The organism is Pseudomonas sp. Cab53, assembly GCF_018325965.1.
Classification (GTDB): domain Bacteria; phylum Pseudomonadota; class Gammaproteobacteria; order Pseudomonadales; family Pseudomonadaceae; genus Aquipseudomonas; species Aquipseudomonas chlororaphis_E.
This window is the reverse complement of the sequence record NZ_AP021902.1, coordinates 3836309-3862514: the sequence shown is the minus strand read 5'-3', so window position 1 is coordinate 3862514 and position 26206 is coordinate 3836309. Positions and strand designations below refer to the sequence as shown.

The window sequence follows — 26206 nt, the reverse complement described above, 5'->3', positions numbered from 1 at the left end:
ACCTCACAATCGAGTGAGCTCGACGCAGGTAAAGATCAAGAACCCTAATGTCCCGGCGCGTTTCACGCGCAGTCGGTCCTGTGGTCGATGTCGGTGGCGCCTCAGCAGGTCCCACCAGAGTGCAAAGAGAACGCCGTAAAGCAGGACACGCCACCACCGCAAATAAGGCCGTATCGATTCCAAGGCTTGCTGCCAGCCCCCGAAACTACCCAGCGCAGTGCAGCCGATCCAGGCGATCAGTGCGGCGGTCAGAATCATCCCTGCGGCGATCCCTAGACTTGAAAGCAAAGTGAATAGCGGTGAGCGTTTCATGGCTCACTTGTTCCTGGCGTCAGCATCATTGAGTCGGCCAGGCTCGGGGTCGCCTTGTTCGACGGTACGCGAAGCATCGGCACCTCCGGCATGTCGATCAAGTACCAGGCTGGCGGTATTGGTAGCCAACATTTGCCGGACCTGCAGCTCAGTCTGCAGCAGGCGTATTTCACGCTCCAGAGTGTCGATGTTTTTCGTCAAGGCCGTTTGGGCCGGCTCGGCAGAAGCGATGTTCGGTTCGTGGCTGCCTGCCAGCAGCGTGCGCAATAGCAGGAGCGCTTTGTCGAGCACGTTGGACAGGGCCGTCTCACTGGCCAGGCGCCGCGCCAGGAGTTCCTGATCAGGATCGTCGCGCAGGGCTTCGATCACACCTCGGGTCACCGGCAGCATCGGGCTGGAGGCTTTGCTCAGATTGTCAGGGGTAGGCGGCAATGAGCCGGACAACAGCCCTTGCAGGGTCTTGAGGTGTTTACTGTAGGCCTCCTGGATCAGCGGCGTCAGTCCGCTGCCAGCGGTAGCCCGCAGTGTCTCGCAGGTGTCGCAGGTCGCGACTTCGGTCTCGCCCAACACTCGAACAGCCCATTCGGATTCCTCTTGGGGTGAGGTCCACGCCTGGCAAATAGCGCCGCCCAGGCAATCACTGCTACTGATCGAGGCGCTGTCATCCACCGACCGGTTATGCAGCAGGTTGTAGCCCGCGCGCACCACATCGGAGGTTGCCCGGATGGGTGTTTGTCCGCTACCTCCAGCCTTCTGCCCGCCGACCCAAGACACCCCATTGTTGCCGTTGCGGGCCTCGGTGTTTTTCACCGCAGCCACCGCATCACCGCCGGTTTGTTCGAGGTTGCCCTGCATTTCCTGGTTCTTGGCCAATGCGCCCCAGCCGGCTTGACCGACCTTGTCCGCCATCTTCTCAGCCATGGCCTGGCAGGTCAGTTTGGAGCGGTCGAAGTCGATACGCCCCTGCATCACGCCGTTACTGAGCAACTCATAGAGACCGGGATTGGCGCGCTGGATGATCAACGCCGGCAGCGACATCACCGCTGGGGTCGCGTTATGCACAATGCTGCCCATGATCTGCTGGAACCCTTCGGTGACGCCGTTCAACTGGTTTTGCAAGGTGTTGGTGAGGCTCATGTTTCCGCACATCATGTTCGCCTGCCAGGATCCGCCGACACCGAGCCCGTTGGGGCGATAGAGCGAGCTCGGCGAGCCCGCTGCCGAGCCACCACCTATGGTGTACATCACCCTGTCGTCGAGCACTTCACCTTGAGTGCCTAGACGGTAATCGTCCTCGGCGGCGTCGGCATGCGTGGCCACGGCGAGCAGTCCGCAGAGCAACAAACCCATCGGGCCCAACCAGGGCTTTGCAATATGCCTACTCATGAAGCACCACCTTCGAAGTCGATGCTGAACAAGAAGGTCTGTCCCTCACGCTTGCAGCAGCTATAAGGACGCCACAGCGACCAGGCGTAGCCGTCATCCGCGCTCTGCACCGGATCGCTGGGGAAGATGGCACATGTGGGTTGAACCAGGGGGGAGAGCAATTGCCATTTGTGGGTCGAAGCGTCGTTTTCAACGATTGGACCAGGCGGCCAATAACCATCGCGTGGTACGGGTGTGAGCGGGACATACACATGCGGTTGCCAGTTGCGGGTAATGACATCACCCGCCCGCTGCGCCATCACCGCAGCGGCTTTGAAGTCGTCGGGTTGCACCAAAAATCCTTGCCGGGGATAGACGTTGCCCCACATGTTTCCCGCGAGCTGACGACCGATTTCACGGATCCCGGGCGCGAGCGACTCGGGGTAAAAGCTTTCCGGGATGCCATGACGCCAGGCCAGTGAGTCTAAAGTGCTCAGGTAGTAGGGCATGAACGCAGTGGCGCCGCTGGCGCAGGCGTAGCCGGATTGCGAGGCCAGTTGCGTGGCGGCCCAGCCTCCGGGGTGGCCGATGCCATCAACATTTTTGAAACGAGGCAGGTTATCGCGTTGGGTGTTCGGCGTGATCAGGTTACCGCCACCTTCTGCACCGCTGATGGGATAGGAGAGTGCGGCCATCTCGGTCCAAGGATTGGCACCGGTGGTGGCATAGCTCGAGACCACCAGCTCAGGAATGAAGTGACGAACCTTGGTTGAGGTTTTCACAGTGCAGCCGAAGGGGGTGCAGAGCAACCAGAAGCAGATGCCGACGACCTTGTATTCGAGACAGTCCGGAGTGAGCACGGAGGCGGCAATGCTGCCGGTATCCAACGCTACGCTTGGCCCGGATGCCAGCAGAATGCTCAGCACCAAAGGATGCAGCTTCTGGGGCGAAATGTGCGGGCAGGCAGCAGACATGATCCAGGCTCTGGGTGTATGGCCTGGACAGGTTCAATGATCGAGAGAGGGGTGTCAGTGAGAAAGCCGAACGCAGGATAGTCGGTTTACAGCGTCCTTCTAGATTCAGCAGCGGGTCATTCAGCGCTCAGCGTACGAGCAAGCGCGTCAGACTCGATGAGCAACTGATCCGTTTTGATCTCGAAAATGTTGGCGAGTTTGCAGAGGACCAATAACGACGGGTTGCCTACCCCTCGTTCGATTTGACTCACGTAGGTACGATCCACCTCGGCCATGAGCGCCAATTGCTCCTGGGTAAGGTTCTTCACGCGTCGCATCGAGCGGATATTTTCCGCGAGTTGCAGACGGAGCTGTTCGAAGTCTTGAGTCATGCGCGCAAACTGCGCCTTGAGGGACTCTCAATCCACGGGATATAGTCTACATTGGCTCTGATTCGGGCTTTTTTGATGCTTAAGCCGAGTGTCAATTTTGTTTCTATGCTGCTTAGAACAGACCGAGCATTAATAAATAATCGAAAGCTAAGGTGTCTATGGACGAAAATTACGTTTCAATTCCGGCGGCGGACGGCTGCCCGAGCCTTTTGACACCGTGGGGCAGCGAATTTGCGCCTATGATCGAACGTGGCGTGCAATGCGCCCAGGCCTGGCTTAATACACCCGGTGACGTACCGCTGTGGTGGGAACTGGCGCAGGCACGGAAGACTTGTCCGGCAGGAGAATCTCAGGATGCTTTCGAAGCAGGATTTTTATTGAGAATTCAGCAACGGCTTCAAGGCGTTTCACCGTAGCCGTGCGGCTCCAACCCTGACGATATGACCTACACGGGAAAATTTATTGGAAGGTATGGTTCCAGGCTCCATTCCTCTAGAATGGAGATCTGACAGAAATGGCGTTGGTCTGTGATAAACAGATTTACGTAGCTAGGATTCTGATAAGTGCAGATTCTGCACGCTCTGAGAACGTGGAGCGCGATATGAAAGCCGACCAAGTGTTGAGTGACGATCTGGTGAGCCGACTGGAGGGTAAAATCCCAGCCATGGCTGAAGGTGCGATCAATACGGCCTATATCAACGCGCTGGCGGCCGGACGCAGCGTGATGGAAGTCATGGACGGCAAGCTCGTTGAGACGACTGCCGACGGTAAGCACAAGGTTATTCGAGTGGCCAAGCCCAAGCATAAAGTGACCTTGGGCGGGATTATCAAGGTGCACCGCTGCTCATGACCGTCCCTCGGCTGAGGGTGTTTGCCGGCCCTAATGGTTCCGGTAAAAGCACAATGAAAAGTGCCGTCCCTTCCCACCTGATCGGGATCTACATCAACCCTGATGAAATCGAAAAGGCTGCCAAAGAGGGCGGACGCCTGGAGTTCAGCGATTTTCAACTGGAAGTCGAAGGTGGCGAGGTTCTCGGCTTTATCAAGGCGCACCGACTGATTCGGTCGACCCAGCTCGTTGAAGAGGCAGCCAAAATAGGCTTCAGCAATAACGGCCTGAATTTCCAGTCCGTCGCGATGAACTCCTATTTTGCTTCCGTGCTCTCTGATTTCATGCGGCACAAGCTCCTTGAAGCCCAGTTGTCTTTCACCTTCGAAACGGTGATGTCTAGCGAGGACAAAGTCGCTTTTATGCTTAAGGCAAAAGCGTCGGGATATCGAACCTACCTCTACTTTGTCGCCACTGAAGATCCTGACATCAATATCAATAGGGTCAAGAACCGTGTCGCGGCAGGTGGGCACCCAGTCCCCACGGAAAAAATTGTGCAGCGCTACGGTCGTTGCTTGAACCTATTGCCAGCAGCCATCGCAGCCTCGAACCGGGCTTATATCTTTGATAACTCCGGCGCTGATCTGGTGCTGCTCGCTGAAGTAACAGACGGGACTGACCTTGAATTCAGGGCTGATGAGATCCCTGACTGGTTCATGCAAGCCTACGTGGAGAAGGTGTTCAAGGATTTGCTGCCGGGTTGATTGAAACCTAGGATCAGCTCCGTTTCACTTAATTCCTCGCATCCTATCGATCCGTTCAGCTACCCGGAAAGCCGCCTCCAATTCCGAGCAGCCGGTGCTCTGCATCAGTGTCCAGCGTTCGGCTTTTTCCTCGGGCTCCGTCATGGCTAGGGCGAGATAGAGGCTGGGTGGCACGGCCCGAAACAGCGTTTCGAGTTTTTTCGACAGCACGACCCCCTCGGTGTATTTGCCCGGCTCCTTGCTGGCGGAGAGCAACAAGGCTTTCTGTGCTGGCGTGAGTTTCTTGAACCGTGCGATTTCTTCAATTTCCGCCGGCGGCATGTTCAAGCAAATCCACCATTCGATCATGTTGAGCATGGTCTGCGCCGCAGTGGGGAAGTCGGCAAGGTTTTGTGTGGCCAGCCAGAACCACGCGCCGAGCTTGCGCCACATCTTCGTCCCCTTGACCACGAATGGCGCCAGCAGCGGGTTTTTGGTGATGATATGGCCCTCGTCGGTGACCATAATGATTGGCCTCCCCAGGTACTGGTCGCGTTCGGCGAGGTTGTTCACGGTGTTCATCAGGCTGATGTAGCTGATGGACATCTGTGCCTCGTAGCCTTCGCGAGCGTAAGTGGCCAAGTCGACAATAGTCACATCGCTCTCGGGCCAAGGCGTGCCCTCGCGATCGAACAGTTCACCCTCGAAACCCTGGCAAAACAGATCGATAGACTCGCCCATTTCCTGGGCCCGTTCACGACGCTTTTCCGGTAGGTGCGGGTCGGCGGCGACGTGCAGTAAGGCGTCACGCACGTCGCGGGCTAGCACCTGGCGATCCGCCGCGACACAGGTCTGTGCCGCATCGAGAATGCACTCGCGGATCAAGCTGCGATCGGCTCGACTCAGGCGCGCCTCTTCCTTGGCCTCGCCGCCGGTGATCATCAGGCGGGCGGTGATTTCCAGTTCGCCGAGAACATCGCGCTGGTCTTCGCGACTGGCTACCGCCTCATCGTCCAGCTCATCGATCGACAGGCTCACCACCTGATCCGGCTGCTCGACCAGGCGCCAGGCATCGGCGAACGGGGCGAGACTGATCGCGGTACCAGGTTTTAATTGGACCTTGTTGACTGACAGGTCTTGCGTTGCGAAGTATTCGCCCTGCAAGCCGAATGAGTTGCCGGCCTCAACGATAAACAGGCGAGGGCGGTACACCGCCATGACCTGCATCAGCAGGGTGACCAGGGTGACCGACTTACCGGCGCCGGTCGGACCGAACAGCAGCAGATGGCCGTTCATAGCCCGGTCTAGTCGTGACAACGGATCAAAGCTCAACGGCGAGCCACCACGATTGAACAGGGTGATACCCGGGTGACCGGTGCCGGTGCTGCGGCCCCACACCGGAACCAGGTTTGCCAGGTGCTGGGCGAACATCAGGCGTGTGTACCAGTTGCGTGTGTCGCGGGCCGGGTTGTAAGCCATCGGTAACCAACGCAGGTAGCTGTTGCAGGCGGCGACTTCATCACTCTCACGTACTGGTTGCAGCCCCGTACCCAACAGCGCGTTGGCCAGGCTGATCGAGCGCTGGTGCAGTTGTTGCTCATCGTGACCGCGCACGTAGAAGGCCAGGGTTCCCCGGTACAGTTTGTGCTGGCGGCCGATGATCGCGCGAGCCTCTTCAACATCCTGGCGGGTCTGGGTCGAGGCCAGGTTTTCGCCGATGGCTTTGCGCGCCAGACGGTTCAACTGCTCCTCGAGCACATCTTGGGGTTTGACCACCAGGGTCAGACTCATCACCGTGCCTTCGGGTAACTGGTCGAACAGCGCATTCACCGCGTCGCCCTTGCGGGTTTCACCAGTGAGTTGACCAATCAAGGGAGGCCGCCGCAGTTTGTCCACCACCATGACCCGATGGGGTTGTCCATCGAAGTACCAAAGTCCCTGTTGCACATCCGAACGCGGTTCGTTGAAAAACAGCCGCTCGGCGAAGTCGTGATCGAAGGGCAACTCCAGCGACTCGCCATCACCTGACTCCGGATAGGCCACGCATTGGTAGAAATCCTCGGGCGTTTCATCCGTGAGCCGGGGCGCCGGATTGAACCAGGGCAATAGCCATGCATATAGACCGCGGCCATCGACTCGCGTCGATTTCACCCCACACGCTTGCAACGAAGCAGCGATACGTTCGCAAGCCTGTTGCAGGGATTGCACCGGGGTAAGTCCTGCTTCCTCAGTACCAGCCTCAAGCCAGCGATAGATCACCAGGCGCACCCGTCGATTATTGCCGCGCCAGGGTAAGCGCGTGACGGCCTTGTCCTCGAACAGACCTCCCGGCTTGGCGATGGTCTTCAAATGGCGACGACTGAGTTCCAAAAACGTCTCGGTGAAGACCGTGCCTCGCGCGCTGTCTTGAATATAATCGGTGAGCCGCGTCAGGTAGGGGGCGAAGTCGTTGTCGTCCTGGCAGAAAAACTGCGCCACCCAAGGCGCTTGATCCAGTTCATCAAAGCTATCCTGCAGGGCGTCTTCGAGGGCATCGCGGGCGGCCATCAGCCAATAGGGTTCGCGCCCTTCGGTGCCGATGGGCAGCAACTCGAACACCGCACCCACTGAGCGATTGTCGTCCAGTAGAAAGCATTGTTCAGTATCGAGGTATTCGACCCAAGGCAAGTGGTCGGTGAAGCTGGGGTTGTGCGCATAGAGTGCAGCTTCATCGGCCAAGGTGGCGTGCGGGCGCAATGGGTGGCGCCAGGCTTTCCAACCAGAAGTGCGGTTGCCCGCATCGCCGGTACGCACTACAAGTCTTCCTGACGTTCACCCGGCAATGCGTACTGCACACGTTGGTAGAACGGAAAGACGGTCGAGTAACCCGGGACCGGTGCCTGCTCAGTACCACTCAAATGCGGATACACGTACAGCACCAGATCGGGATTGGGCAAGCGAGGGAACAGGTTACGGATCTCGTTGGCCGCTGTGCGCGTGTACGGTTCCTGGAGAGCAACGGAGAAATCTGCTTGAGCCAGCGGACGGCGTAGTTGCTGCCGAGCATCCAGCAGTTGCTGCTGAGTACCTTGCGAACCGGCGCCGTTCCAGATGTCCAGCATGGTTTGCTCGCCATGGGGCATCAACGTGTCCTTGTCGGTGGAACACCCCGTCAGGACCCAGCAGAACACGCTAATCGAGGTCAGGCAGAGAAACTTGGTCTTTTTCATGGCGAACGCTCCGGCCCTTGGGCTCGTAGTCGATGGTGATCTCATGGTCGAGGTGCAGGGCGACTTGGGCGGCCGGTCGCACGTACACGGCAGCAAAGGCCTCGCCATACAGCTTGTTGACCCACTCGCGGATGTCGCTGACCCCACCACTGAGAATTGAATTCAGCGCGCTATTGCCGCTGCTGTTGGTGACCCCGAGCGTACTGCCACCCGAACTGATCACGCTGCTGTTGTTCTGCTCATCCCCAAGCAAGGCGGCGACACCGGCACCGGCGGCGGTGATCAAGCTCTGGCTGCCGAGGTACTGTTGAGCATTTGAGCGGCGCTCACCGGCAATGCAAGGAATGCCATACGAATCGGACAGGTAACCAAGTCCGCCACGGATCTTGTCGGTGTTCGAACTCTGGGTGGTGGAGGCGCTGCGGCTGGCTACTGCCTTTGGCTGAGGCACTGTGCGGATGGTGCCATCGGTAAACACAAAGGTGATCGACTCGACCTGTCCGCGTACACAGGACAGGGTCCAATCACCGGACGCCGTGCCGCTCATCACGGCACCCGCAACGTCTGGCAGGTCGATCCCGTTGGCGGTCAGGTTCTCCGGGCCGACTAAGACTTTGAAGGGATAGGGATCATTCACGGTGCCGTCCACCGGGATTCGGCCGATCAGCGCGGTCATCGCGACCGAGCCCATCAGCGTCGCGTTTTCGGGAATGGTGTAGACCGGCTTCGCGCCTTCGGTACGATCAGCGGAGCTTGTCAGGTCACGTTCACCCTTGGTGACCTCGCGTAACTGCTTCTGGCTGCGGTCGATGGCATTGTCCTTCAAACCCTCCAGTGAGTTGAAGGCGGTAGGCAGACTCAGGGCGGACGAGGTCTTGGTTTTGCCCTGGGGGGCGGTGGACAGAGCATCCGAGGGCTCAATCCACTGCAGCGCATCATTGGCAGAATGCTGCCCTTCGAACTTAGCACCGTCGCCTGGCTCAAGCCCCAATCCGATCGGCATGTCCTTGTCCTTGTCTTTGCCGGTCAGCCCCGAGAGCTGTTCCTGCAATTGTGTCAGCAGGCCACGGGCCTGGCGACTGTCTTGTTCCGCTTTGAGTCGGGCCTCGTTGGCTTGTCGGCGGCCTTCGTCGACTTGCTGGGTCACACTGCCTAGCGCCGTCTGGATACGCGAATCAACACTGTTTTCCCGCTCGCGCAGGCGGATGTTCTCCGTTTGCAACGAATCATTGTGTTTTTTTAGGCCGAGCATGTCGCTGCGCATGGCCTTCACCTGGCCGATCAGGGTGGCGACGGTATCGCGTGGGGTGTCCCCCGCAATACCGAGCGACTTGGCTTGCTCGGCGGATAACTGAATATTGCCCTGATCAACTGGGTGCTCTGGAGAGGAGGTGCTACCCGCGACCCAGGTTTTCAGGATGATGAAAGCCACGCCCAGCAGCACAGCTGGTACTAGCCATTTAAGTAAGGCGTTAGCTTTCATCGTCGGCACCTTTCGGAACAGACAGGAGCAGCACGGCGTGTTCAAGACCGGCACCGCGGGTGACGAGGTAGGCAACCGTAGTGTCTTCGGCGCTGCCGACAGGTCCGAGGAAGGTGTGCTGGAGTGCCGCGGCGAATAGCTTGGCCTGTAGCCGACGCGGATCGAGTTGCACCGTCGCTGAGCCACGATTGCGTAACTTCACTGCTGTAACCCAGTAGTCTCCGAGTTGCCAGGCGGCGATGGGTGTGCTGGACACGTTTTCGGTCGGCAGCAGGGTTGGCAGTTCGGTGCGCAGCTTGAGCGGGACGCGGCGTACGCCGGGCAGGGACTCCACGGTGCGTAGCGGCGCGTACAGGCTTTGCGCGGCGTAGCGTGTCAAAGCGACCGGGATTTGCGTACGTTCTGGAACAGGGACGGTGCTAGATTCAGCCTCGGTAGGCTGCCGTTGAGCATTCTTGAGAATACGCACGGGTTCCAGCGGTTGATCGCCAGGCGTGGCTGCAATGTCCAAGAGGATGATCTCGCCCGTCGCGACCGATTGCAGTTGTAGTCGGGTCGGAGCAATGGCTTCCGACGCGCGCAGGTACAGCGCGCCACCGGATGATTGCACGCGCAGTTTGCCTGTCAGAGTTGAGGGCAGGCCGACTCGAACAGCCTCATCGACAAAGACCACCCGTTCCTGATTGATCACCAGCGGGACCGCGAGAGGGAGGCGTTCCCAGCGCATCAACTCGACGGCCTGCGCTGCTGCTCCCCATAGCATCAGTGCGATGGTGAGCCCCGGGGTAAAAATCCGCTTCATGGCTCACCTCCAGGCAGAGCGATTTTTTGCGGCGTGCCCTGATAACAATCCAATGCCAGCCCCCACTTGTTGCGTTCGGGGTCCAGATCAAAACGCACCACGCGCAATGGATAACGCACCACCACCCGTTTCACCGGTTCGGCGGCGTAATACTCATCGGCGTTGAGGTCGAGCGTGACCAGCCAGCTGTCGTGGTCGAGTTGCTTGACCCTGAGCTCTGGATCTTCGCTGTAGCCTCGGCCCAGAATTTCGTAGACGCCACGCACCCGCTGGCGGAGTTCGCCAGCGGCCTTGCGGTATTCGTAGTCGCCGTCGAGGAAGGTTTTACAGGAGGGTGTCAGGTAGGACTGCAAGCTATAGATGGCGCGGCGATAATCCTGCTCGCCATCGGAGGGCCAGCGGTTAAGTTGGCCGAAGATGTACAGGGCAAATGCATAGACATTCTCTGAGGGGATATCCCACCACTTGCGCGTGCTACCCGAACGCAGGTCCGGGGGCACATGCACGGTCAGATCAGTCGGTGCCGAGCGCCAGCCATACCAAAGTCCAGCACATACCAGAGCGAGGATTACTACAGCCAGGCGCAGGCTGAGGATATGAGCCTGTTGGGCATCGACTTTGTTCCGAAATCGGCTCATGGCTGCCACCGGGCCAGGGCAGGGCGCAATCGACGCGAGCGGCGAATCGTCCAGACGCCGGAGTGGAGGATCAAACTTCCACGGCCCAGGCGCCAACGGCTGGCCAATATCCATTCGAGCTTGCGGTACAACCAGGTCTCGGGGCGAGCCCGTTTGGCCCGACGCAGTAACGTGCCACCGGCAAATAACACCAGCGCCATGCCAGCGATCATGCCGGTTGGCGCCACGGCAATGGAGGCAGTGGCGATCGCCAGAGGAACACCCATCAGCAGGCCAGTGACGGCGCCGGTGCCGAGCGCCACCCACATCTCATCGTTGGTCAATCCGCGCAAAACGGTAGGATCGCGATTGAGTCGTTCCGGGAGAAAAACCAAAGTACCGTCGGCAAGGCGTTCGATAGCGTCGTTCATGCCAACCTCACAGAATCGCGGCAGCCTTGGTCAAAAACCAGATAATGATCACCACCAGCAGGGCACCGATGCCCACCACAGCACCCAAATCCTTCCAGGTCTTGCGCTGATTCTGTACGTCGGCATAGACGGTCAACGAGTGCCAAGCCACGCCAAGAAAGGCGAGCAAGGCGATCAGTAGACCGAGCAGGATGCCGCCGTCGTAGGCGTAGTTTTTGATCGTCTCGATCAACCCGGAACCTTCACCACGTGAAGGGGCTTCCATGGTCGGGAGTTCAGCAAAAGCCAAACTTGGACCGAGAACTAGCAGCAGACCGATCAAGCGCTGACTGGCACGATCACGCAGGTTGTTTTTCAGGGGGATAAGGCACTTGAGCATGACGGTGATCTCCGGTGTTAGGACAGGGTGAAGAACATCAGAACCAACAACGCGAGCAGCACGCGTGCAGTGCTGCCACCGAAGGCGCTGAAGCGCACATTGCCTGTCGCCCATCCCCGGTAAGCCGTCCACATCACCCAGGCACACCACAGCAAAGCCAGGACGAGAACCAGGGACAACCAGAGCGTGGAACTGCTCTGCGGTGAGAAACCGGCGGCGTTTTGGAAGGCCGCGGTCTGGGAATCGGTCATGCTCATGGCGACGACTCGGCAGGCGGAGTGTCGAGGCGGTAATCACCGACCAGCTCACTGGGGTCACGGGGTTGAGCGCGAGAGGGGGACAGATAGTCCAGCAGGCCTTGGCGAATACGTTGGATGTCCTGAGACAGGCGGGGATAGTCGAAGCGATAGCGATCGTCGGGTTGAGGCATGCTGACTGCCTTAGCTTTCGTTGCAACGCGTTCGATTATGTCGAGTTGCTGCTGGACTTGGCTGAGCTGATCCTGCTCATGACCAGATGTGGCATAGCTGCTGTCATCGACGATAGCCAACGAGAGTAGTAAGCAGCGAAAGACGGTAGTAGTTGGCATGATGCTGCCCCATATGGATCTGAGGGCAGAATCAAGTCTGAGATCGATTTATTCAGCAGGAAATATGAGGTGTGATTGATCGCTTTTTGAAGGGACGTACTGAGGATGTTTACTTGCAGTATCTATCCCTGCAGCTTTGGTGGAAAGCGCTGGAGGGCTAGGAGATTTCACTTCCAATGCGCTTCGGTGTGTTGCTCGCCGAGCATGATGCGAAAGCGAATGCAGCAATTCTGTAATCAAGGCAGAAGTAGTAAATCCCCCTGGGTTTGTTGACCTCCGATGATCGGGGAAAAATTTAACGGCACGGCGGGGCTCGTCAAACGCGTAAGCGTCGCAGAGCTTTTTTGTTCATGATAGCCCGAGTGGCTACAAGCATCATTGATTCGGCCGTGGGCGTATAGACCTGCAATTTGAACGTGATCGATTATCGCAACCAACATTACCCCCAGGTCACATCCGAGCAGTGCACTCTGACAGGCTGCTCGGATATGCAGAGGAAGCACCTGGGTGTTAGAAAATAGTCCTATAGATACAATGCGCGGAATCTCCTATCGGCAACGGAATCCTGGTAGGTACACGTGCCGCCAGTAGACAAAATGGCTCTGGAAGTGGGCGTGTTGCTACCGGCGTGCGCTTCGCGGCTGCTTTCACCTTTGCATCTGACACTGCGATGCAACGATCGGAAAAAGCGTCAAGGAGCTTGAGTGAAAGTCCGGCGTAACGTCCCGGACATAGAAGTAGAACGTCGCCAAAACGGAATTGGCGAAAGGCGCTCACGCTGTAGAGACCCTCTGTGCCCTCGAACGACTGACGCTCCCAGGGCGCGGACTCAAATAGGGCTTTAGGATAGTCCTTTGCATCCAACACATAGCCGAGAGGTCGGTTGTCACGAAGTTTAAGCAGGTTGGCGGCTGAATATACCCAGATATCGAAAATCGCGGGCATTAGCATGGCATTGAGAAAAATAGCCCCTAACATCGCAAGAGATGCTTTGCCTGCGCGTTGTACCAGACTCCCCTTAAACGAGTAGAACAAAATTACTGGGACTAGATAGATCATCATTACGAGTAGACAGGCTCCAATGGCTGCTCGCGCCTCCCAGCCATTTTCAGCTCCTCGCCAAGCCAGAAGCGCGATTTGCGCAGGTAGAACTCCGCTCATTGCAGTAAACGCAAGCAGGAAGCCCAATAGCGTCATTCGTAGGTATCGGTGAGCTTTATGGTGGACCGGCTTTTTTTGACCTTGAGGTACCTCAAATGCCGCGTCGGCGAGCTCCTTGTGTGTAGACAGCAATACCTTCGCCGCCAACATTGATATGACCGTCACCAGCGCGAACGTCAACCATGGTGTCAGCTCAAGATCAAACGTGGAGGCCAGAAGATTCAACGCCATTATTCCGAAGCCCAATGCGATCACCCAGCTCAAGCGTTTGGCAAGCACCGGTTCTAAGTCGCGTCCAGGTTCAACCAAGCCCATGCAAAGCATGAATGACAGCGACGGTACTGAGAAGGTTACTAGCAGTAATAGAAAACCAAGTACCGTAAAGATCAGCCAAACTAGCAGATTCGAGGGGCTTCCAATGGAGCTCAGAATCAATTCTGGATGACCGATGACCCATAAATACTTCGACAGAAGTAAGATCGAAATTAGGCTAGCCATGGGAGCCAACCACCACTTGCCATCATTCAGAATTCCCAAGAAAACCTGAATGTAACCTATCGAACTTTGATTTTGTGCTTCAGTGTTTTGTGCCCTGATCGCTTCTTCTGAAGCGTTTGACTGTGCGTTCATCTACTGCCCTGCTTCCGTTGGTTTTTGAGTCGTCCGCTGTAAATATAATTTGTTTCGGCAGCTTGAGTTGAAAGCGTAGGGCTAATGGGAAAATAGCTTCGCTAAGCGTCTAGAGATATTTTTTGAACGTCGTCGCAGTGATCGCTACTGCCGTTCCAAGTACTACCGCGCAAGGCAAAAGAATAGCGATGGGGTTGAGCGAAAAGGGCAGAGATAGGTAAATGATCCAGGGCACGATCAACAGTGGTAACACTGCTCGTTTAGCGCGGTGATAAACAAAGCTGCTTTCTCGTCCCGCGCCAAATTTACGCAAATCACGGCGCATCAAACCATCGACAAAACCAGTGAATGTGGCCAGCAAGAACAGCGGCATGGCCAGGAACAGGATGGTCAGGCGCACCACGAAGGTAAAGGTCACATACACCGCTGCCAGCACGAAATCTTCAATACTTACGTAGAGGTGGGTGATCCAACTCCAAAACCCGTTGCCCTGGCTCGACACCCTCGCTTGCCGGGCAAAATCCGCAAAGCCAGTCTTGACTAGCAGCCACTGATTGAGGAGATCCAACCACTGGACAATCGTTGGCCCGGGTTGTTGGAGGATGAGTGAGGCTTTGAAGTGCTCGGTGAGCCATCCCAACTCGCTATTCAACATGGCTTGGCTGTGTCGCCAACCCTGGTCGCTCCAGAATAGCAGTAGACCAACGAACTCAATGAGGATCGAGAATAGCAACGAGGCGATCAGCAAACCGATGATGCGTAGAACCAAGCCAATCGCCGAGACGATTAATCCTGGGTGCTGGATCGGTTGTGGTGGCGTGTTTGGTGCGGAAGTCGTCATCGTTCACTCCAATGCGTTGCAGAGCAGATGTCGCCACGATGTCTTCTGGATCGTTTTCTGCTGAATCAAAACCTGCAGCGGGGCGGGCTACCCCACCTGATCTAGATCGAAGTTGGTTGTTGGGCCGCCACCGCTCGCACTCCACCATTGGCCCGCCTGTTCGTTGTAAGTGGCCCGCATCCGTTGGGTAAGCTCCTGCAGGTCCTTGGGCATGACATCATCGTTGGAGGGCTTAGGCAAAGGCATGCGGACTTTCCAGAGCTGCCCACCGGCCTGGAAGGAGAACATTTGCCCCTTGGGCAAGCTGACGATGTGAGCGGGCTCGATCAACGGCACGCTGGTGCTGCTGACGCGATCCTGCGAAGACGAAGTGAAGTCTGTGTTGGCGTCGGGATCGGAGGTGTCGGTGGCACCGGACACCAGCGTTTTCGTCAGTACATTCACCATAGGCAACTGTTTGGTGAGTAACTCCGCGGTAGCGGTTTCACGCACGCGTAGCATCTGCAGGGTGTTGAAATTGCCGATCACCTGGCCGGCCTTGGCCCGGTTACCGATTCGCGCTTCGATGTCGCTGAGGGTCTGGGTGTAGGCCGTCACCTGAATGCCGGCACCGCCACCCTTGTTGATCAGCGGAATGAACTCATCGCCCATCAACTCGTTGAACTCATCGGCGTGTAGGTTGATTGGCAGCTTGTCACTGCTCCTACCCGACTGAGGCAGGCCGTGGTCAATGCCATGTTTGTAGATGTGGCCCGCGACCGAGACCAAGTCGGCGAACATGGAATTGCCCACGGCGGCAGCCACCTCGGCGTCGGTCAGTGCATCCAGGCCGACGTAGACGATGCCGCGTTTTCGGATAATCTGCATCCAGTCGAAGATTGGCCGCGGGTCATCTAGGTCGGTGTAGTTAGGGGCCAGCAGTTGGGCCGTCTTGCCGGTGGTGAGTTTCTCCAGCAGCGGCAGTAGTGAGGCAACGATTTTGTCGAAATAAGTACGGTCATATCGTACCGCTGAACGCAGTCCGTCCATTACCGGATCAAACACCCGTTTCGTCGCCAGGTATTGTTCGATGGCCACCACGCGCTTTTCGCGCCCGATCATATGCCGGGGAGTGTTCTTTTCGGTGAGTTTGCCTTCAAGCTGGACGATCAATTCCCACGCTTTCGGATCGGTTCTGGCGAAAAACTGCTGGGCGTATTCGACGAACAGCGCGTCAATGTTGACCACATGTCGCTGGATCTGCAGGTAGTCCGGACGCCGACCCAACTCGATCAAGGCGCGGGCGATGATATTGACGAAACGCCAGGCGAACTCACGAAAGGCTGCGGAGTTGCCTTCACCACTGAGTTGCCCGGCGATGCGTGACGCCACTTCCGAGATGCGTCCGAAACGTCCTACGGCGTTGTAGCGGGCAGAGATCTCTGGCCAACCCAGATGGAACACATAAAACTCTTTCTCCCGACCGGCGCGTTTGGCTTCGACGTACATGCGCTTGAGCAGGTCGGCATCACCCTTCGGATCGAAGACGATGACCACCTCATGTTCGATGCGATGAATGTCTTGAGTGATGTAAACCTCGGCGAGCCGGGTCTTGCCAACGCGGGTAGTGCCCAGCACCAGGGTATGTCCGACCCGTTCACCTAATGGCAGACTGACTTCTGTTTCGTCGGGCTCGACCCCATGCAACAGCGGCGAGCCACCGACTGGGGGCAAAGGGCGCAATGGATTGAAAGCGCTGTCCCAAACCGTGACACGGGCCAATGCTGAGAGCGGAAACGGTACATGCTCCAGACGTTGTTCGAGTCCACGTGCCAGGCGGTATCGGGTCGGTTGCTCGATATATTGAGCGACCGCCGGATCTTGCGCCTCGACCAAGCGCTGAGTGTGCAGGCGGGTCCAGCGAAAGCCGCGGCCCATGAACAGACGTTTGCGGCTCACCGGAATCTGCCGGCTGGTCAGCTCGTAGCGAGGCAGCCGGCGGATATTGCGCCGATAGCGCAACACCTCCCAGGCTTGTCGGAGGCGGATCAAACCGAACAGGGCATATGCCAGAGCCGCAATCAGACCGATCTCGGGTGATAGGGCCACGGCCCAGGGCGAATACACGCATAACACCGCCGCGGCGACGCAGATCGCCACGGTATACAGCTCGACTGCGGGCCGGAGTTTGGACTCCATCGCATGCTCGGCCATGACCCAGACTCACTGTTCCAGTGAGGTGGCTGTGATTAAGAAAGGGTAGTGCTCAATTTTCAGGCGAGAGGCGATGTCGTTGCCATTGACCGGCAGGATGGTGATGTCCGGAGCGGCTGCTCGAATTCGGGCCAAAGCTTCGGTATCGGTTACTTCAACCGCTAGACCGGCCGCGCCCATTTCCTGCAGTTCAGTCGCGCGTTGACGCAACCAAGCCAGTGACTGGGGATCCTCACCTACCAGGAAAAATGGCCGTAAGCCCGGCATGTTCAGGGCGCGAGACGTGATTTGACCGGGGCTCAAGTGAGAGCTGCGGACGGGTAGTATCCAGGCTTCATCGGCAAACGTGGACAGGTCCGCCTGCATGGCCCGATCAGGCTGGATTTTGTTGTTTATTGGCGGCCTGGCGACCTGAAAATGGAGGCATGTGAAGTCGCTAGGCTGATCCCCGGCTACGGTCAGTTCCGGCTGGGCGAAAGGAGCCAAGAGCAGGATGAAATAGCAGATAAGGGGTATTCGCTTCATTGTGGTGTGCCCTGTTTGGAGGAAACCTGCAATCGTTCGAGTTGTCGGGAAAAGCCGGCGCGGTAACGCGCGGCCGGCGTTCCTCCTGCCGGGCGGTGATATCGGCCGGCAGCTGACACCCAATCACCGGTAGCGGCGTGATGCTCCTGCAACAGCGCGGCAGTCACGGCGAGATTTCGGTAGGGATCGAGGGCTTCGCAAGGGCTGGGGAAACGTTGTCCGTGGTAACCCAGGTTGGTTTGTGCAAGACCGACATCAACTCGCTTGGCGTCATGCCGGGCGAGTGCTTGAAGCAAGGCGTGACAGGCGGCCGTTCGGGTGGTGAATCGGTAAGGTATTCCTGCGATGTTCAGGGTCCAGGGCCAGGGCAGCAGTTGATCACGGATGCGGATACCACTCTCCTGCAGCGCAATCGCGAATAGCACCGTTGAAGGGATGCCGGCGTCATGCGCCGCTAGTTGATAGGCAGGCGGCGGAAGTTCGTCAGCCTGGGCTGCGAGCATCGTCAGCATGAGTGCAAGTCCACTCAGTCTAAGCGTTGCCATTGTCCGTTCACCTGTTGAAATGTGGCGGGCAATGGCCCCGCAGCACCCAGGCTGAACCAGCGACCTCGGTCATGGTTCAGGGTAATTTGCCGGCGCTGAACCTTGGCCGGATCGATGTCCGCTTGCCGAGCCCAGCGACGGACGCGTTCATCCTCGCCCTGGCTGCCCACCATGTAAATATCAAACGCCGTATCACTGCTTTGCAGACGCTGCGCTTCAGCGGTGCACGCTGGGCAATGGTCCTCGACAAACAGAGCTTGGCGCGGCTCTACCGATGAGCTGGCAGGGGACGGGGATGCCATACCCTGGATCGGCAACAGCCCCGGAAACAGCTTGGCCCAGGCCGCGGTGTAAGCATTTTGGTAGGCCAACTCGCGCTCGGCACGTTTGGCTTCCAGCGCTACCTGCAATTCGGCATAGCGCTGACGCTCCTGGTCGTTCTCTGCTTCGACGCCGAGTGCAGTCAGCGGATCGAGATTCGGGCTCCAGTAACCACGCGGGCCGGCTTGGATCTGTTTGAAGCGTGTCCACTCCTGCTCCGTTAGACCCCAGCTTGCCGCCTGTTCTGAGTGCGAACGCTCCAGCGGAGCAGGCTGCGTGTCCTGGGTCCGTGACGGTGTCGTGACAGGGTTACCCATCGCAGCGCTGGTGCTAAGCAATGAAACGAGACAGACGACAGGGGACAGTAGCGCTCGGTTCATGATCGTTTCTCAAGGGAGTTGCACGGTCTGGTCTGGCTGAGTGGGCACCGTGAAGATGGCCGCGTTCGGCTCCAGCGCCTTCAGCTGCCATGTGCCGAGCTGCTCGCCGTTGTGCAGCAACTGGATATCCTTGAGCGAACGGCTATCAGGAGGAGCGACGGCCAGAAAGCGCTCGCCACCGCGAGATTCGACACCCAACACGGAGAATGGCGGCGAGAGCGGAGCAGGGTTTGGACGAGAGGCTTTTTTCGGCTTGGCCGAGGAGGGCGTTGGTGGTGGGAGTGGTGGCTGGGTCTTGATGTCCAGGAGTTGCTGCTCGACGTGCTCAAGTCGTGCGCGTAGCGTGATCATGTCGGCTTCGGTGGCGCGGTCTGCCAGACCGTCGCGTAGCTCCTGTATCTCTTGCGCCCATTGATCCAACATCGGATCGAGGGTATTGGCCTGTTGCTCACCGGTATCGACCATTTGCTTCAGGTCTTTCAGTGCGTACTGCAGCTTTTCCTGTGCATCCATGAGAGTGCTTGAATCACGTTGCAGGGTGTTCAGGGCCTGTAGGCGTTGGGTGTCCGCATATTCCAGCTCGGCCACGCGTTGATACTGGTTATACAAACCACCACTCAGCCCGGAGACCGCCAGGCAAAGTGAGCCGACAATGAGGGTTTGAAACGTCGAGGCTTTCATGGGCGTGCCTCCGGCTGATGGGGCACGCTGGGTGCGACCCGCACGACGGCAGCATCATTTTTTTGCCGTTCGAAGCAGACCGAACGGCTGACCTCATCGATCGTGAGTTGCCAGGCGGGGCCAGCCAGTACTTGTAGAGCGTTGCTTAATGAAATCGGGCCGAGCCGGTAATGGGCGGCGGGCAGAGGCCGGGTAAACAGGATCTTTACTGGTTCAGCAGTAGAGCAGAGCGAATAGCCTGAGCGCTGCAGCACGTAGTGCATCGCCTCCTGTACCGAGGGATTTAGGTTGGACGGAATGCTCACGTCAATGATTTGAGCCAGAAGATCACGTTGCTCTGTCGTGGGCTCGGTGCTAACCAGCGTATAGCGGCCATAGCGGAGTTCTGCCCGAGGACTTTCTTCAACTGCGTCCTTCGAGCGCTGGACCCGATTGGAGCCACTGTCGACCTCCGGATGGGTCGGCAATGTATTAGGGATCTGCGCCGTGCAGGCGCTCAACAAACCCAGCAGGCAGACAGGCGTGAGAAAACGCTCCATGGAAAAAACCTCATGTCAGATTCAGTGCAGAACTTGACATGAGGTGAAGGAGCGATTCAGTGAGTAAGTTGATTCAAGACGGGTCGTGTTTAAGTTGAACGCGTTGCTATTTCGTCATAAATGGCTAGCCCATCCAAAACGCTAGCGTCGGGGTCAAAGATCAACAATCGCACATCCGCCAATGCCGCCAGATACAGCACGTTGACCAAGGCCTCCGGCGTACCGGCGTCGAGCTGATCTTGCCTAAGCGACGAGTAAGGAGCGCCCTCGATCTGCACCAAGTTATCGTCGGTCCAGGGCGTGCCGATCAGCTTACACCCGACGCCATTGCAGTCTGGCAGGGCAAAAGGTTCAAACAGCAGTCCGGTTGGCTTGAAGACGGCATTGCCAACCCGGCTTTCCAAGTAGCGCAGTGCTTCGTCAGTGAGGTGTGCGGTACTGATCTCCCAGGCTCGACTGTAGTGGCCCGTTTCGAAGCTCAAACGATGGATCGTGGCTTGGGCTTCTTCCAGGGAGTACAGGTCACCGACGTGATGTCGCTCGTTGAGCATCTCGCCCGTCACGGCATAGATCACTTGCCGCACCAGCCCGGTTGACTGGAAGCGTTCATCCAATTCATCCGGAATGGGCTGACCCTCGCTGATCAGAGCGAAGTCATCATTGAACACGCAGGGAAACTGTTCTAACGCATCGTCGGGCAGATGGGATTGTGCGTCGTCTACGGAGCGAAAGCAGGGAGGGCAGTCATTTGCGTAGGTGATCTGTAGCAGTCGTTCGATATGCAAGTTGTCGTAGCCGCGAGCAAATGGGTTTGAGATTTCCAGCAGAGCTGGGAGTTGGGGTGAAGGGTTCATGAATTGGGTTCTCCAGAAGGAAATGAACAAGGCGTCCGAAGACGCCTATTGAGGGTTAAAGCCAGCCATGCTCGGCAAGGGAGAGAGGGCGACCTTCACCGACGATGAAATGATCCAGTACGCGGACTTCGACCAAGGTCAAGGCCTCCTTCAGTCTTGCGGTCAAGGCATGATCCGCCAGGCTGGGTTCCGTGCAACCGGAGGGATGGTTGTGAACAAAAATCGCGGCTGCTGCGTTATGCGCTAGGGAGCGCTTGACGACTTGGCGGGGGTAAACGCTGGCGCCATCGATGCTCCCGTGAAAGAGGATCTCGAATGCCAGAACGCGATGGCGAGCATCGAGAAAAATCACACCGAAAACCTCATGCTCTTGGGGTGCGATATGCAGTTTTAAGTATGAGGCCACGGCGTCAGGTGACGTCAGGTTGGGGCCGCGGGTGAACAGCCGACGATCCAGAATGTGCAGCGCTTCGTCGATCAGCTGGTTTTCTTGGGCAATGCGATCAGCCTCGACATCCGAGGTTTCAATCAGCGTGAGTTGGGTGCTCATGGGGTACCTCCGAAGGGAACAATCCGGGGTACACACCCAAGGGGAGTGGTGTCCCCGAGGTGGATATAGAGTCACGGGCATTGCCCGATGACGCGCTGTTTAAAGCCGAGTGAATCGGTGGCGTTGTCCGGGCAGGTGTGAATCACCACCGTCGCAGGGCAATGAGGAGAAGGTTCTTATCCCCCGGCCGGTTTCGGGATCGAAGTCGGCACTGATGGGCATTAATCGAACCAGTTCCTGATGGAGACCGGCGATTCGTTTCTCGATCTCATCCGTCGTGTAGTAGAGCGATAACGTGCTGTAGTCCTCGTAAGCCGCAGCGAACAGGCAGTCGTCGCAAAGCCAGAAGGATTCCATGTTGGTTCTCCTGTGCTGACTGAAGAAAAGGCGCTCGATTGAGCGCCTTGATGTAAAACATCGTGAATTGTTCAGGCGGACTGAACAGTACGTGTGGCGACACGGCGGGCCGTGCTGGGAGTGGGTGGAGATTCAGGTTCAGTCCTGGACTCTGTTGGGTTTTCGGTCTCCTCAGCTTCGGCATCAGCCGACGTTGGGGATGGCTCACCGTTTGGCGCTTGCTCAGCAGGTGCTGTTGCCTCCTGCCTGGCGGGCGCTTTGTACTCGAACGTGCCGTTGACCTTGATCCAGTCGATGTACAGCAGACGACCTTTCAGGCTGGCGCCCGGTTGGCCTTGTTTATTGCCTTTCTCATAGAGAAATGGGTCGATCCACAGATCGCCGATACGGAACGACAGCAAGACCTTTTTCTCGGCTTTGACGGCGTCCATATAGAGACGAATCAAGCGTTCAGCTTCGCCCCCAGCGACTTTGCAGTCGAAGCGGGTGTACTCCACCGCATCGGTGGCACCATGCAGCGCTGCGATATCGCACGCCATGAATGGCTGCCCGCGGCGGACTTGTACTTCACGAACACGGTTGAGGTAGCCGATACCGACGGTGTGCAGATTGAAGTAAGTGGTTGCTTCTTGGGATTGGTTGGCGTGGGCCATGGTGTGGTTCTCCTTTCAAGGAAAAACGGCGACGCACAGTTCCCTGACGGGGAAGTGAGTCCCCGTCAGGGTGGGTAAGGTGAAGGTGAGCGATGAACGACTCGACACCGGCAAGCCGATGACAATCAGAACGATGCGCCTGGGGAATAGCGATGCAGCAGAAGAGGATCCGCAGTAGTGGTCTGCGGATCTGGGGATAGTGGGCATTCATCACCGCTGAAGCGGCAATCGTGCGAGCCTCCGAACGCTGATCGCACTTGGGTAAACCACCACAAGCGTGGCGTAGCCTTGAAGGTTCAAGCTACCTGGGCTGGGCTGTCAACGACAGCGAACCACACCCTTTGTATAAGCCTGTCATAGGGGAGCGTCAAGACGCCGCAAGCCGGTTTTTTATGGCCGGAATACAGTGGAAATTACTGGACTGAAGAAAGTGAAGAGTGAGCCTGGCTGGGGGCCAGGCGAGGAATAGAAAAGCCACCTTAGGCGGTCTGACGCAGTCGAAAAGCTCCTCGCAAAACTTGATTTACCTGCGCCATGACCCGCCAACCGACCCTTGTCGTGGCCTGGGTCGGCACACGCTGGCACGCATCCGCGCACAAAGGGTGCCCAGTGATTCCCCGGCGGGCTCCGGGACTGAATATGATCGCCGAAGCGGATGACCACTGTTGCCTTGGAGGCAACAGTGGTCATCCGCCACCACGATCAGGCCGAGCACAAAACGGGAATGAAAAATCCCGCAGAAGAGAAGGCTCCGAACTCAAGGAGTTCGACCGAGCTACCCGGAGCGAATCGGTCTTGGGTCGCCGTTGGCGATGATCCTGAGGCACTACAGCAGAGAGGGGGAGATGACGTCAAGGCAGAGAGCCTCCCCTCAAAGGCCCGGATATCGAATACCAGCGCATAAGCTCATTTGTTGGCGAGATGAGCAGCCAGTTGTTCGACAGTAGCCAGGATAAAGGCACGGTCGCTTTCTGTCAGTCCACGCAGCAAACCCGCGATCATCTGGCCTTGGTCATTGGGGCGATTGCTCGACTCCGTCAGCAGTTCATCCATCCGGCAGTCGAAAATATCTGCTAACTGCATCAGCTTGACCACGGAGAGCTCCACCACGCCTCGCTCCAGGCGCGAGATGGCTTCACTGCCAATCCCCAGGCGTTCAGCCACCTCTTCCTGGGTCAGATTACGCTGGGTTCGGTGCTTAGCGATCATGCGCCCAATTTGGGCTTGGGTCGGATGTTTATGTGCCAAGTGATGAGTTCTCCAGTTCAACCCGAATGGTTGAGCAAAGACCCGTTGACATGAACATCCTTTAGGGTTGTGTATCGACTTATCAGGTTGCTATATTGGCTGAAATAGCTGTGTAATGCGACGAGGGTTCTGTTCCTCCAGGGGCAGACTCCAAGATGGCCATTGAGAATGAACGGTCTGATAAGGACAAGCTGAGGATTGGTTGAGCATGGAAGAGGAGAGCAAGGATGTTATGGATCGGATCTGGGAGCGAACACTGGAGCTGTTCATCAAGATTCATGATTGCCCTGAGAATTCCGAGCATTTCGACAGCCTTGTCCATTGGCTCAACGAAGATCCTGCTCACCTGGAAGCGTTCAACGAATTGGGGCAGATATGGATTGCGACAGGTCTCGCCTTGGCCCGTGAAATTGGACAACCACTAAGTGAGTTGGAGAGGGATCAGCCGCCGTTAATGATGCACTGACCCTTACATCGCCCCAACACTCATATTGATCTCCAATGGCGCGTCACGGGCGACGCGTATCTTTTCTGATGGGCACAGTGCCCTTACAGTCCGGATAGTGCGAGCATGACCAGAACGGCCCTGATTTTCCTTTACGCCTGAGCATTGAGGCATCGCAAATGGGGCAGACCGGACCGGCTTCGATAGGCATGGCTAAAGTAAGTGAGCCGCAGCTTGCGACCAGCTGCGCTATCCAATTCACTTGCTTGGCGACGAATGCATCCAGGCTCAGACGTCCCGCTTCGATTTCGTCCAGAGCCTGCTCCCAGATCGCGGTCATACCCGGATCAGTGACTGCAACGGGTACCGACTCGATCAGGGTATGGGCCGCCGCCGAGGCTATTAAGGCGCGTTTTTTCTTTAGCAAATAACCACGATCAATCAATCCCTTGATGATGCCGGCTCGTGTGGCTTCGGTACCGATACCGGTGGTTTCCCGAAGTTTCTGTTTCAGGCGTGGATCGTTGACCAACTTGGCCACATTTTTCATGGCCTTGATCAGATCGCCCTCGGTCAGCGCTTTGGGAGCGGCGGTGCGCATGGACTTGAGTTCGACGTCGTCCACGGCGCAATGAGTACCCTGTTGCAAGACTGGTAAAGCTTGGGCCTTTTGATTGGGCTCATCCTCCTCGGTGTTTTCGTAGAGCAAACCTTTCCAACCCTGAACCAGGATCTGTTTGCCAACGGCGGTCAGTCGCTCTTCACCACACTCCAGTTCTACGTGGGTCCGATCAAACTCATGATGTGGAAGAAACTGCACAAGGTAGTGGCTGCGAATCAGTTCGTAGACTTGGCGTTCTTGTTCGGACATCCGCGCAAGGTTCGCCGGCTCGCTGGTGGGGATAATGGCGTGGTGCGCGGTGACCTTGGCATCGTTCCAAACGCGGGAGTGCAATGATTGATCGAGGCTTCCGAGCGCAGGCCGTAGTGCGGGATCCGTTTTGAGCAGGGCATCGAAAACTGTGGGTACCTCGTTAAACATACTCTCTGGCAAATAGCGGCAATCGCTGCGCGGATAGCTGGTGGCTTTGTGCGTTTCATATAGGGCTTGGGCTATGTTCAGGGTTTCTTGAACGCCAAGCCCCAGCTTGCGTGAACAGACTTCTTGCAGTGTGCTCAGGTCGAAGGGTAGGGGTGGCGCTTCGCGGAAATGCTCAGTCTGCAGCGAGAGTACTGTGGCGGTTTTACTGCTGAAGATCGCTTCGACGGTCTGACTGGCAAGCGCCTGCTCTAGGCAACGGCCGGCCTCGTCACTCCCTGAGCTGGGTGGTAACCACGACGCGATGAATGGTTGTCCCATTGAGGCCAGGTGCACATTCACTTCCCAGTAGGGCTCCGAGACGAAGCTGGCAATTGCACGATCTCGATCGACCACCAGACGCAATGTGGGGGTCTGTACGCGTCCAACGGTCAATACGCCCTCGTAGCCCGCTCGCCGTCCGAGAAGGGTGAACAAACGACTGAGGTTCATGCCGATCAGCCAGTCAGCCCGGCTGCGGGCGAGGGCTGAGTGGTAGAGTGGAAAAGTCTCCTGACCAGACTTGAGCGAGGACAATGCCTTGCGAATCGACGCCTCATTGAGTGCCGACAACCAGAGGCGTTGAACGGGGCCTCGGTAATTGCAGAGTTCCAGTAGCTCGCGGGCAATCATTTCGCCTTCTCGATCGGCATCGGTGGCGATGACAACGGTGCGAGCTTCGCTGAGCAGACGTTTGATGACGTTGAACTGTGCCGCTGTCTTGGGCTTGACCTCGACCTGCCATTGCTTGGGAATGATCGGGAGGTGGTCCAGTGACCAGGATTTGAGATGCTTGCCATAGGCTTCGGGTGGGGCGGCCTCAAGCAGGTGGCCGACACACCAGGTAACGGTTATTTCGGGTCCGATCAGGCAGCCATCACTGCGCCGGTTGGCTCCGAGAACCTTGGCGATGTCACGACCTTGGGAAGGTTTCTCGCAAAGAAAGAGGCGCATAGAACTGCTCCGGATTGAGTTCGGAGCAGCGTTGTTGGAAACAGTAATGGCGAGATATGGGAAACCGGATTGCTAAGTTACCCATATTAATTTTGACGGGAAGCCAAGAACCGGAAAACTGCCAGGTCAGCAGTCATCAATAAGTAC

31 protein-coding genes are annotated in these 26206 nt (G+C 57.4%); 4 read left to right on the top strand and 27 right to left on the bottom strand.

All coding sequences use genetic code 11. From position 1 onward, the window contains the following. Positions 1–3: 3 nt before the first annotated feature. The 4 genes from KI241_RS16775 to KI241_RS16760 all read right to left on the bottom strand — a co-directional run bounded on the left by KI241_RS16775 (position 4) and on the right by KI241_RS16760 (position 3022). The gene (locus KI241_RS16775; RefSeq protein ID WP_041020966.1) at positions 4–312 is read right to left on the bottom strand and encodes a hypothetical protein; all 309 of its coding nucleotides are present in this window, start codon (positions 310–312) and stop codon (positions 4–6) included. Positions 313–315: 3 nt separating this feature from the next. Next, positions 316–1698 carry an integrating conjugative element protein gene (locus KI241_RS16770; RefSeq protein WP_212802760.1) on the bottom strand — a complete coding sequence of 461 codons (1383 nt, stop codon included), beginning with the start codon at positions 1696–1698 and terminating at the stop codon, positions 316–318. Then, a complete protein-coding gene (locus KI241_RS16765; RefSeq protein ID WP_212802759.1) occupies positions 1695–2651 on the bottom strand; it encodes a TIGR03756 family integrating conjugative element protein in 957 nt (318 codons plus the stop codon). The genes KI241_RS16770 and KI241_RS16765 overlap by 4 nt, the downstream gene beginning before the upstream one ends. Positions 2652–2767: 116 nt before the next feature. Then, positions 2768–3022 carry a helix-turn-helix transcriptional regulator gene (locus KI241_RS16760; protein WP_027603217.1) on the bottom strand — a complete coding sequence of 85 codons (255 nt, stop codon included), beginning with the start codon at positions 3020–3022 and terminating at the stop codon, positions 2768–2770. A gap of 158 nt (positions 3023–3180) precedes the next feature. On the opposite strand from KI241_RS16760, the gene KI241_RS16755 reads away from it, so the two are divergent. The 3 genes from KI241_RS16755 to KI241_RS16745 all read left to right on the top strand — a co-directional run bounded on the left by KI241_RS16755 (position 3181) and on the right by KI241_RS16745 (position 4615). After that, positions 3181–3438: a LasR-specific antiactivator QslA gene (locus KI241_RS16755; protein WP_082339956.1), complete on the top strand. Its 258-nt coding sequence runs from the start codon at positions 3181–3183 to the stop codon at positions 3436–3438. A gap of 185 nt (positions 3439–3623) precedes the next feature. Beyond that, entirely contained in the window at positions 3624–3872 is a 249-nt protein-coding gene (locus tag KI241_RS16750) for a hypothetical protein (protein WP_017529804.1), read from the top strand. Then, positions 3869–4615 (top strand): zeta toxin family protein, encoded by a 747-nt coding sequence (locus KI241_RS16745; protein WP_212802758.1) that lies wholly within the window; start codon positions 3869–3871, stop codon positions 4613–4615. The genes KI241_RS16750 and KI241_RS16745 overlap by 4 nt, the downstream gene beginning before the upstream one ends. 24 nt (positions 4616–4639) lie before the next feature. Here the strand turns inward: KI241_RS16745 and KI241_RS16740 are convergent, their stop codons facing one another. The 22 genes from KI241_RS16740 to KI241_RS16635 form a co-directional block, all read right to left on the bottom strand. Continuing rightward, complete coding sequence (locus KI241_RS16740; protein WP_212802757.1) at positions 4640–7387, bottom strand: conjugative transfer ATPase; 2748 nt, start codon at positions 7385–7387, stop codon at positions 4640–4642. Continuing rightward, the gene (locus KI241_RS16735) at positions 7387–7803 is read right to left on the bottom strand and encodes a TIGR03751 family conjugal transfer lipoprotein (RefSeq protein ID WP_212802756.1); all 417 of its coding nucleotides are present in this window, start codon (positions 7801–7803) and stop codon (positions 7387–7389) included. The genes KI241_RS16740 and KI241_RS16735 overlap by 1 nt, the downstream gene beginning before the upstream one ends. Further along, positions 7766–9286: a TIGR03752 family integrating conjugative element protein gene (locus KI241_RS16730; protein WP_212802755.1), complete on the bottom strand. Its 1521-nt coding sequence runs from the start codon at positions 9284–9286 to the stop codon at positions 7766–7768. Before KI241_RS16730 ends, KI241_RS16735 begins: the two co-directional genes overlap by 38 nt. After that, positions 9276–10088, bottom strand: a complete 813-nt coding sequence (locus KI241_RS16725) for a TIGR03749 family integrating conjugative element protein (RefSeq protein WP_212802754.1) — start codon at positions 10086–10088, stop codon at positions 9276–9278. The genes KI241_RS16730 and KI241_RS16725 overlap by 11 nt, the downstream gene beginning before the upstream one ends. Continuing rightward, a complete protein-coding gene (locus KI241_RS16720) occupies positions 10085–10726 on the bottom strand; it encodes a PFL_4703 family integrating conjugative element protein (protein WP_212802753.1) in 642 nt (213 codons plus the stop codon). Before KI241_RS16720 ends, KI241_RS16725 begins: the two co-directional genes overlap by 4 nt. Continuing rightward, positions 10723–11136 carry a TIGR03750 family conjugal transfer protein gene (locus KI241_RS16715; RefSeq protein ID WP_212802752.1) on the bottom strand — a complete coding sequence of 138 codons (414 nt, stop codon included), beginning with the start codon at positions 11134–11136 and terminating at the stop codon, positions 10723–10725. Before KI241_RS16715 ends, KI241_RS16720 begins: the two co-directional genes overlap by 4 nt. 7 nt (positions 11137–11143) lie before the next feature. Further along, complete coding sequence (locus KI241_RS16710) at positions 11144–11515, bottom strand: TIGR03745 family integrating conjugative element membrane protein (RefSeq protein WP_095973829.1); 372 nt, start codon at positions 11513–11515, stop codon at positions 11144–11146. Between the two features lie 17 nt (positions 11516–11532). Continuing rightward, positions 11533–11772 (bottom strand): TIGR03758 family integrating conjugative element protein, encoded by a 240-nt coding sequence (locus KI241_RS16705; RefSeq protein ID WP_212802751.1) that lies wholly within the window; start codon positions 11770–11772, stop codon positions 11533–11535. Continuing rightward, positions 11769–12104 carry an RAQPRD family integrative conjugative element protein gene (locus KI241_RS16700; RefSeq protein WP_212802750.1) on the bottom strand — a complete coding sequence of 112 codons (336 nt, stop codon included), beginning with the start codon at positions 12102–12104 and terminating at the stop codon, positions 11769–11771. Before KI241_RS16700 ends, KI241_RS16705 begins: the two co-directional genes overlap by 4 nt. A 510-nt stretch (positions 12105–12614) precedes the next feature. Continuing rightward, positions 12615–13895 (bottom strand): hypothetical protein, encoded by a 1281-nt coding sequence (locus KI241_RS16695; RefSeq protein ID WP_095973832.1) that lies wholly within the window; start codon positions 13893–13895, stop codon positions 12615–12617. Between the two features lie 109 nt (positions 13896–14004). Beyond that, entirely contained in the window at positions 14005–14736 is a 732-nt protein-coding gene (locus KI241_RS16690) for a TIGR03747 family integrating conjugative element membrane protein (protein ID WP_212802749.1), read from the bottom strand. An 87-nt stretch (positions 14737–14823) separates the two neighbouring features. Continuing rightward, positions 14824–16929, bottom strand: coding sequence for a type IV conjugative transfer system coupling protein TraD (traD, locus tag KI241_RS16685; protein WP_212802748.1), 2106 nt, complete (start codon positions 16927–16929; stop codon positions 14824–14826). 9 nt (positions 16930–16938) lie between these two features. Then, on the bottom strand, positions 16939–17454 hold the full coding sequence (locus KI241_RS16680; RefSeq protein ID WP_212802747.1) for an integrating conjugative element protein: 516 nt from the start codon (positions 17452–17454) through the stop codon (positions 16939–16941). After that, complete coding sequence (locus tag KI241_RS16675) at positions 17451–17999, bottom strand: lytic transglycosylase (protein WP_212802746.1); 549 nt, start codon at positions 17997–17999, stop codon at positions 17451–17453. Before KI241_RS16675 ends, KI241_RS16680 begins: the two co-directional genes overlap by 4 nt. Further along, on the bottom strand, positions 17981–18700 hold the full coding sequence (locus KI241_RS16670) for a TIGR03759 family integrating conjugative element protein (RefSeq protein ID WP_212802745.1): 720 nt from the start codon (positions 18698–18700) through the stop codon (positions 17981–17983). The genes KI241_RS16675 and KI241_RS16670 overlap by 19 nt, the downstream gene beginning before the upstream one ends. Positions 18701–18709: 9 nt before the next feature. After that, positions 18710–19381, bottom strand: coding sequence for a chemotaxis protein (locus KI241_RS16665; RefSeq protein ID WP_212802744.1), 672 nt, complete (start codon positions 19379–19381; stop codon positions 18710–18712). Beyond that, complete coding sequence (locus KI241_RS16660) at positions 19378–19920, bottom strand: PilL N-terminal domain-containing protein (protein WP_212802743.1); 543 nt, start codon at positions 19918–19920, stop codon at positions 19378–19380. The genes KI241_RS16665 and KI241_RS16660 overlap by 4 nt, the downstream gene beginning before the upstream one ends. 89 nt (positions 19921–20009) lie before the next feature. Then, positions 20010–20774: an ABC transporter substrate-binding protein gene (locus tag KI241_RS16655; protein WP_212802742.1), complete on the bottom strand. Its 765-nt coding sequence runs from the start codon at positions 20772–20774 to the stop codon at positions 20010–20012. A gap of 55 nt (positions 20775–20829) precedes the next feature. Next, entirely contained in the window at positions 20830–21324 is a 495-nt protein-coding gene (radC, locus tag KI241_RS16650) for a DNA repair protein RadC (protein ID WP_212802741.1), read from the bottom strand. A gap of 99 nt (positions 21325–21423) precedes the next feature. Next, a complete protein-coding gene (locus KI241_RS16645) occupies positions 21424–21681 on the bottom strand; it encodes a hypothetical protein (RefSeq protein WP_212802740.1) in 258 nt (85 codons plus the stop codon). Between the two features lie 71 nt (positions 21682–21752). Beyond that, positions 21753–22334 (bottom strand): STY4534 family ICE replication protein, encoded by a 582-nt coding sequence (locus tag KI241_RS16640; RefSeq protein ID WP_212802739.1) that lies wholly within the window; start codon positions 22332–22334, stop codon positions 21753–21755. Positions 22335–23240: 906 nt separating this feature from the next. Next, on the bottom strand, positions 23241–23582 hold the full coding sequence (locus KI241_RS16635) for a helix-turn-helix transcriptional regulator (protein ID WP_212796463.1): 342 nt from the start codon (positions 23580–23582) through the stop codon (positions 23241–23243). Between the two features lie 208 nt (positions 23583–23790). On the opposite strand from KI241_RS16635, the gene KI241_RS16630 reads away from it, so the two are divergent. Then, the gene (locus tag KI241_RS16630; protein ID WP_048392840.1) at positions 23791–24048 is read left to right on the top strand and encodes a hypothetical protein; all 258 of its coding nucleotides are present in this window, start codon (positions 23791–23793) and stop codon (positions 24046–24048) included. Between the two features lie 43 nt (positions 24049–24091). On the opposite strand, the gene KI241_RS16625 is transcribed toward KI241_RS16630, so the two are convergent. Beyond that, positions 24092–26059, bottom strand: a complete 1968-nt coding sequence (locus KI241_RS16625; RefSeq protein ID WP_212802738.1) for a DNA topoisomerase III — start codon at positions 26057–26059, stop codon at positions 24092–24094. Positions 26060–26206: the final 147 nt, after the last annotated feature.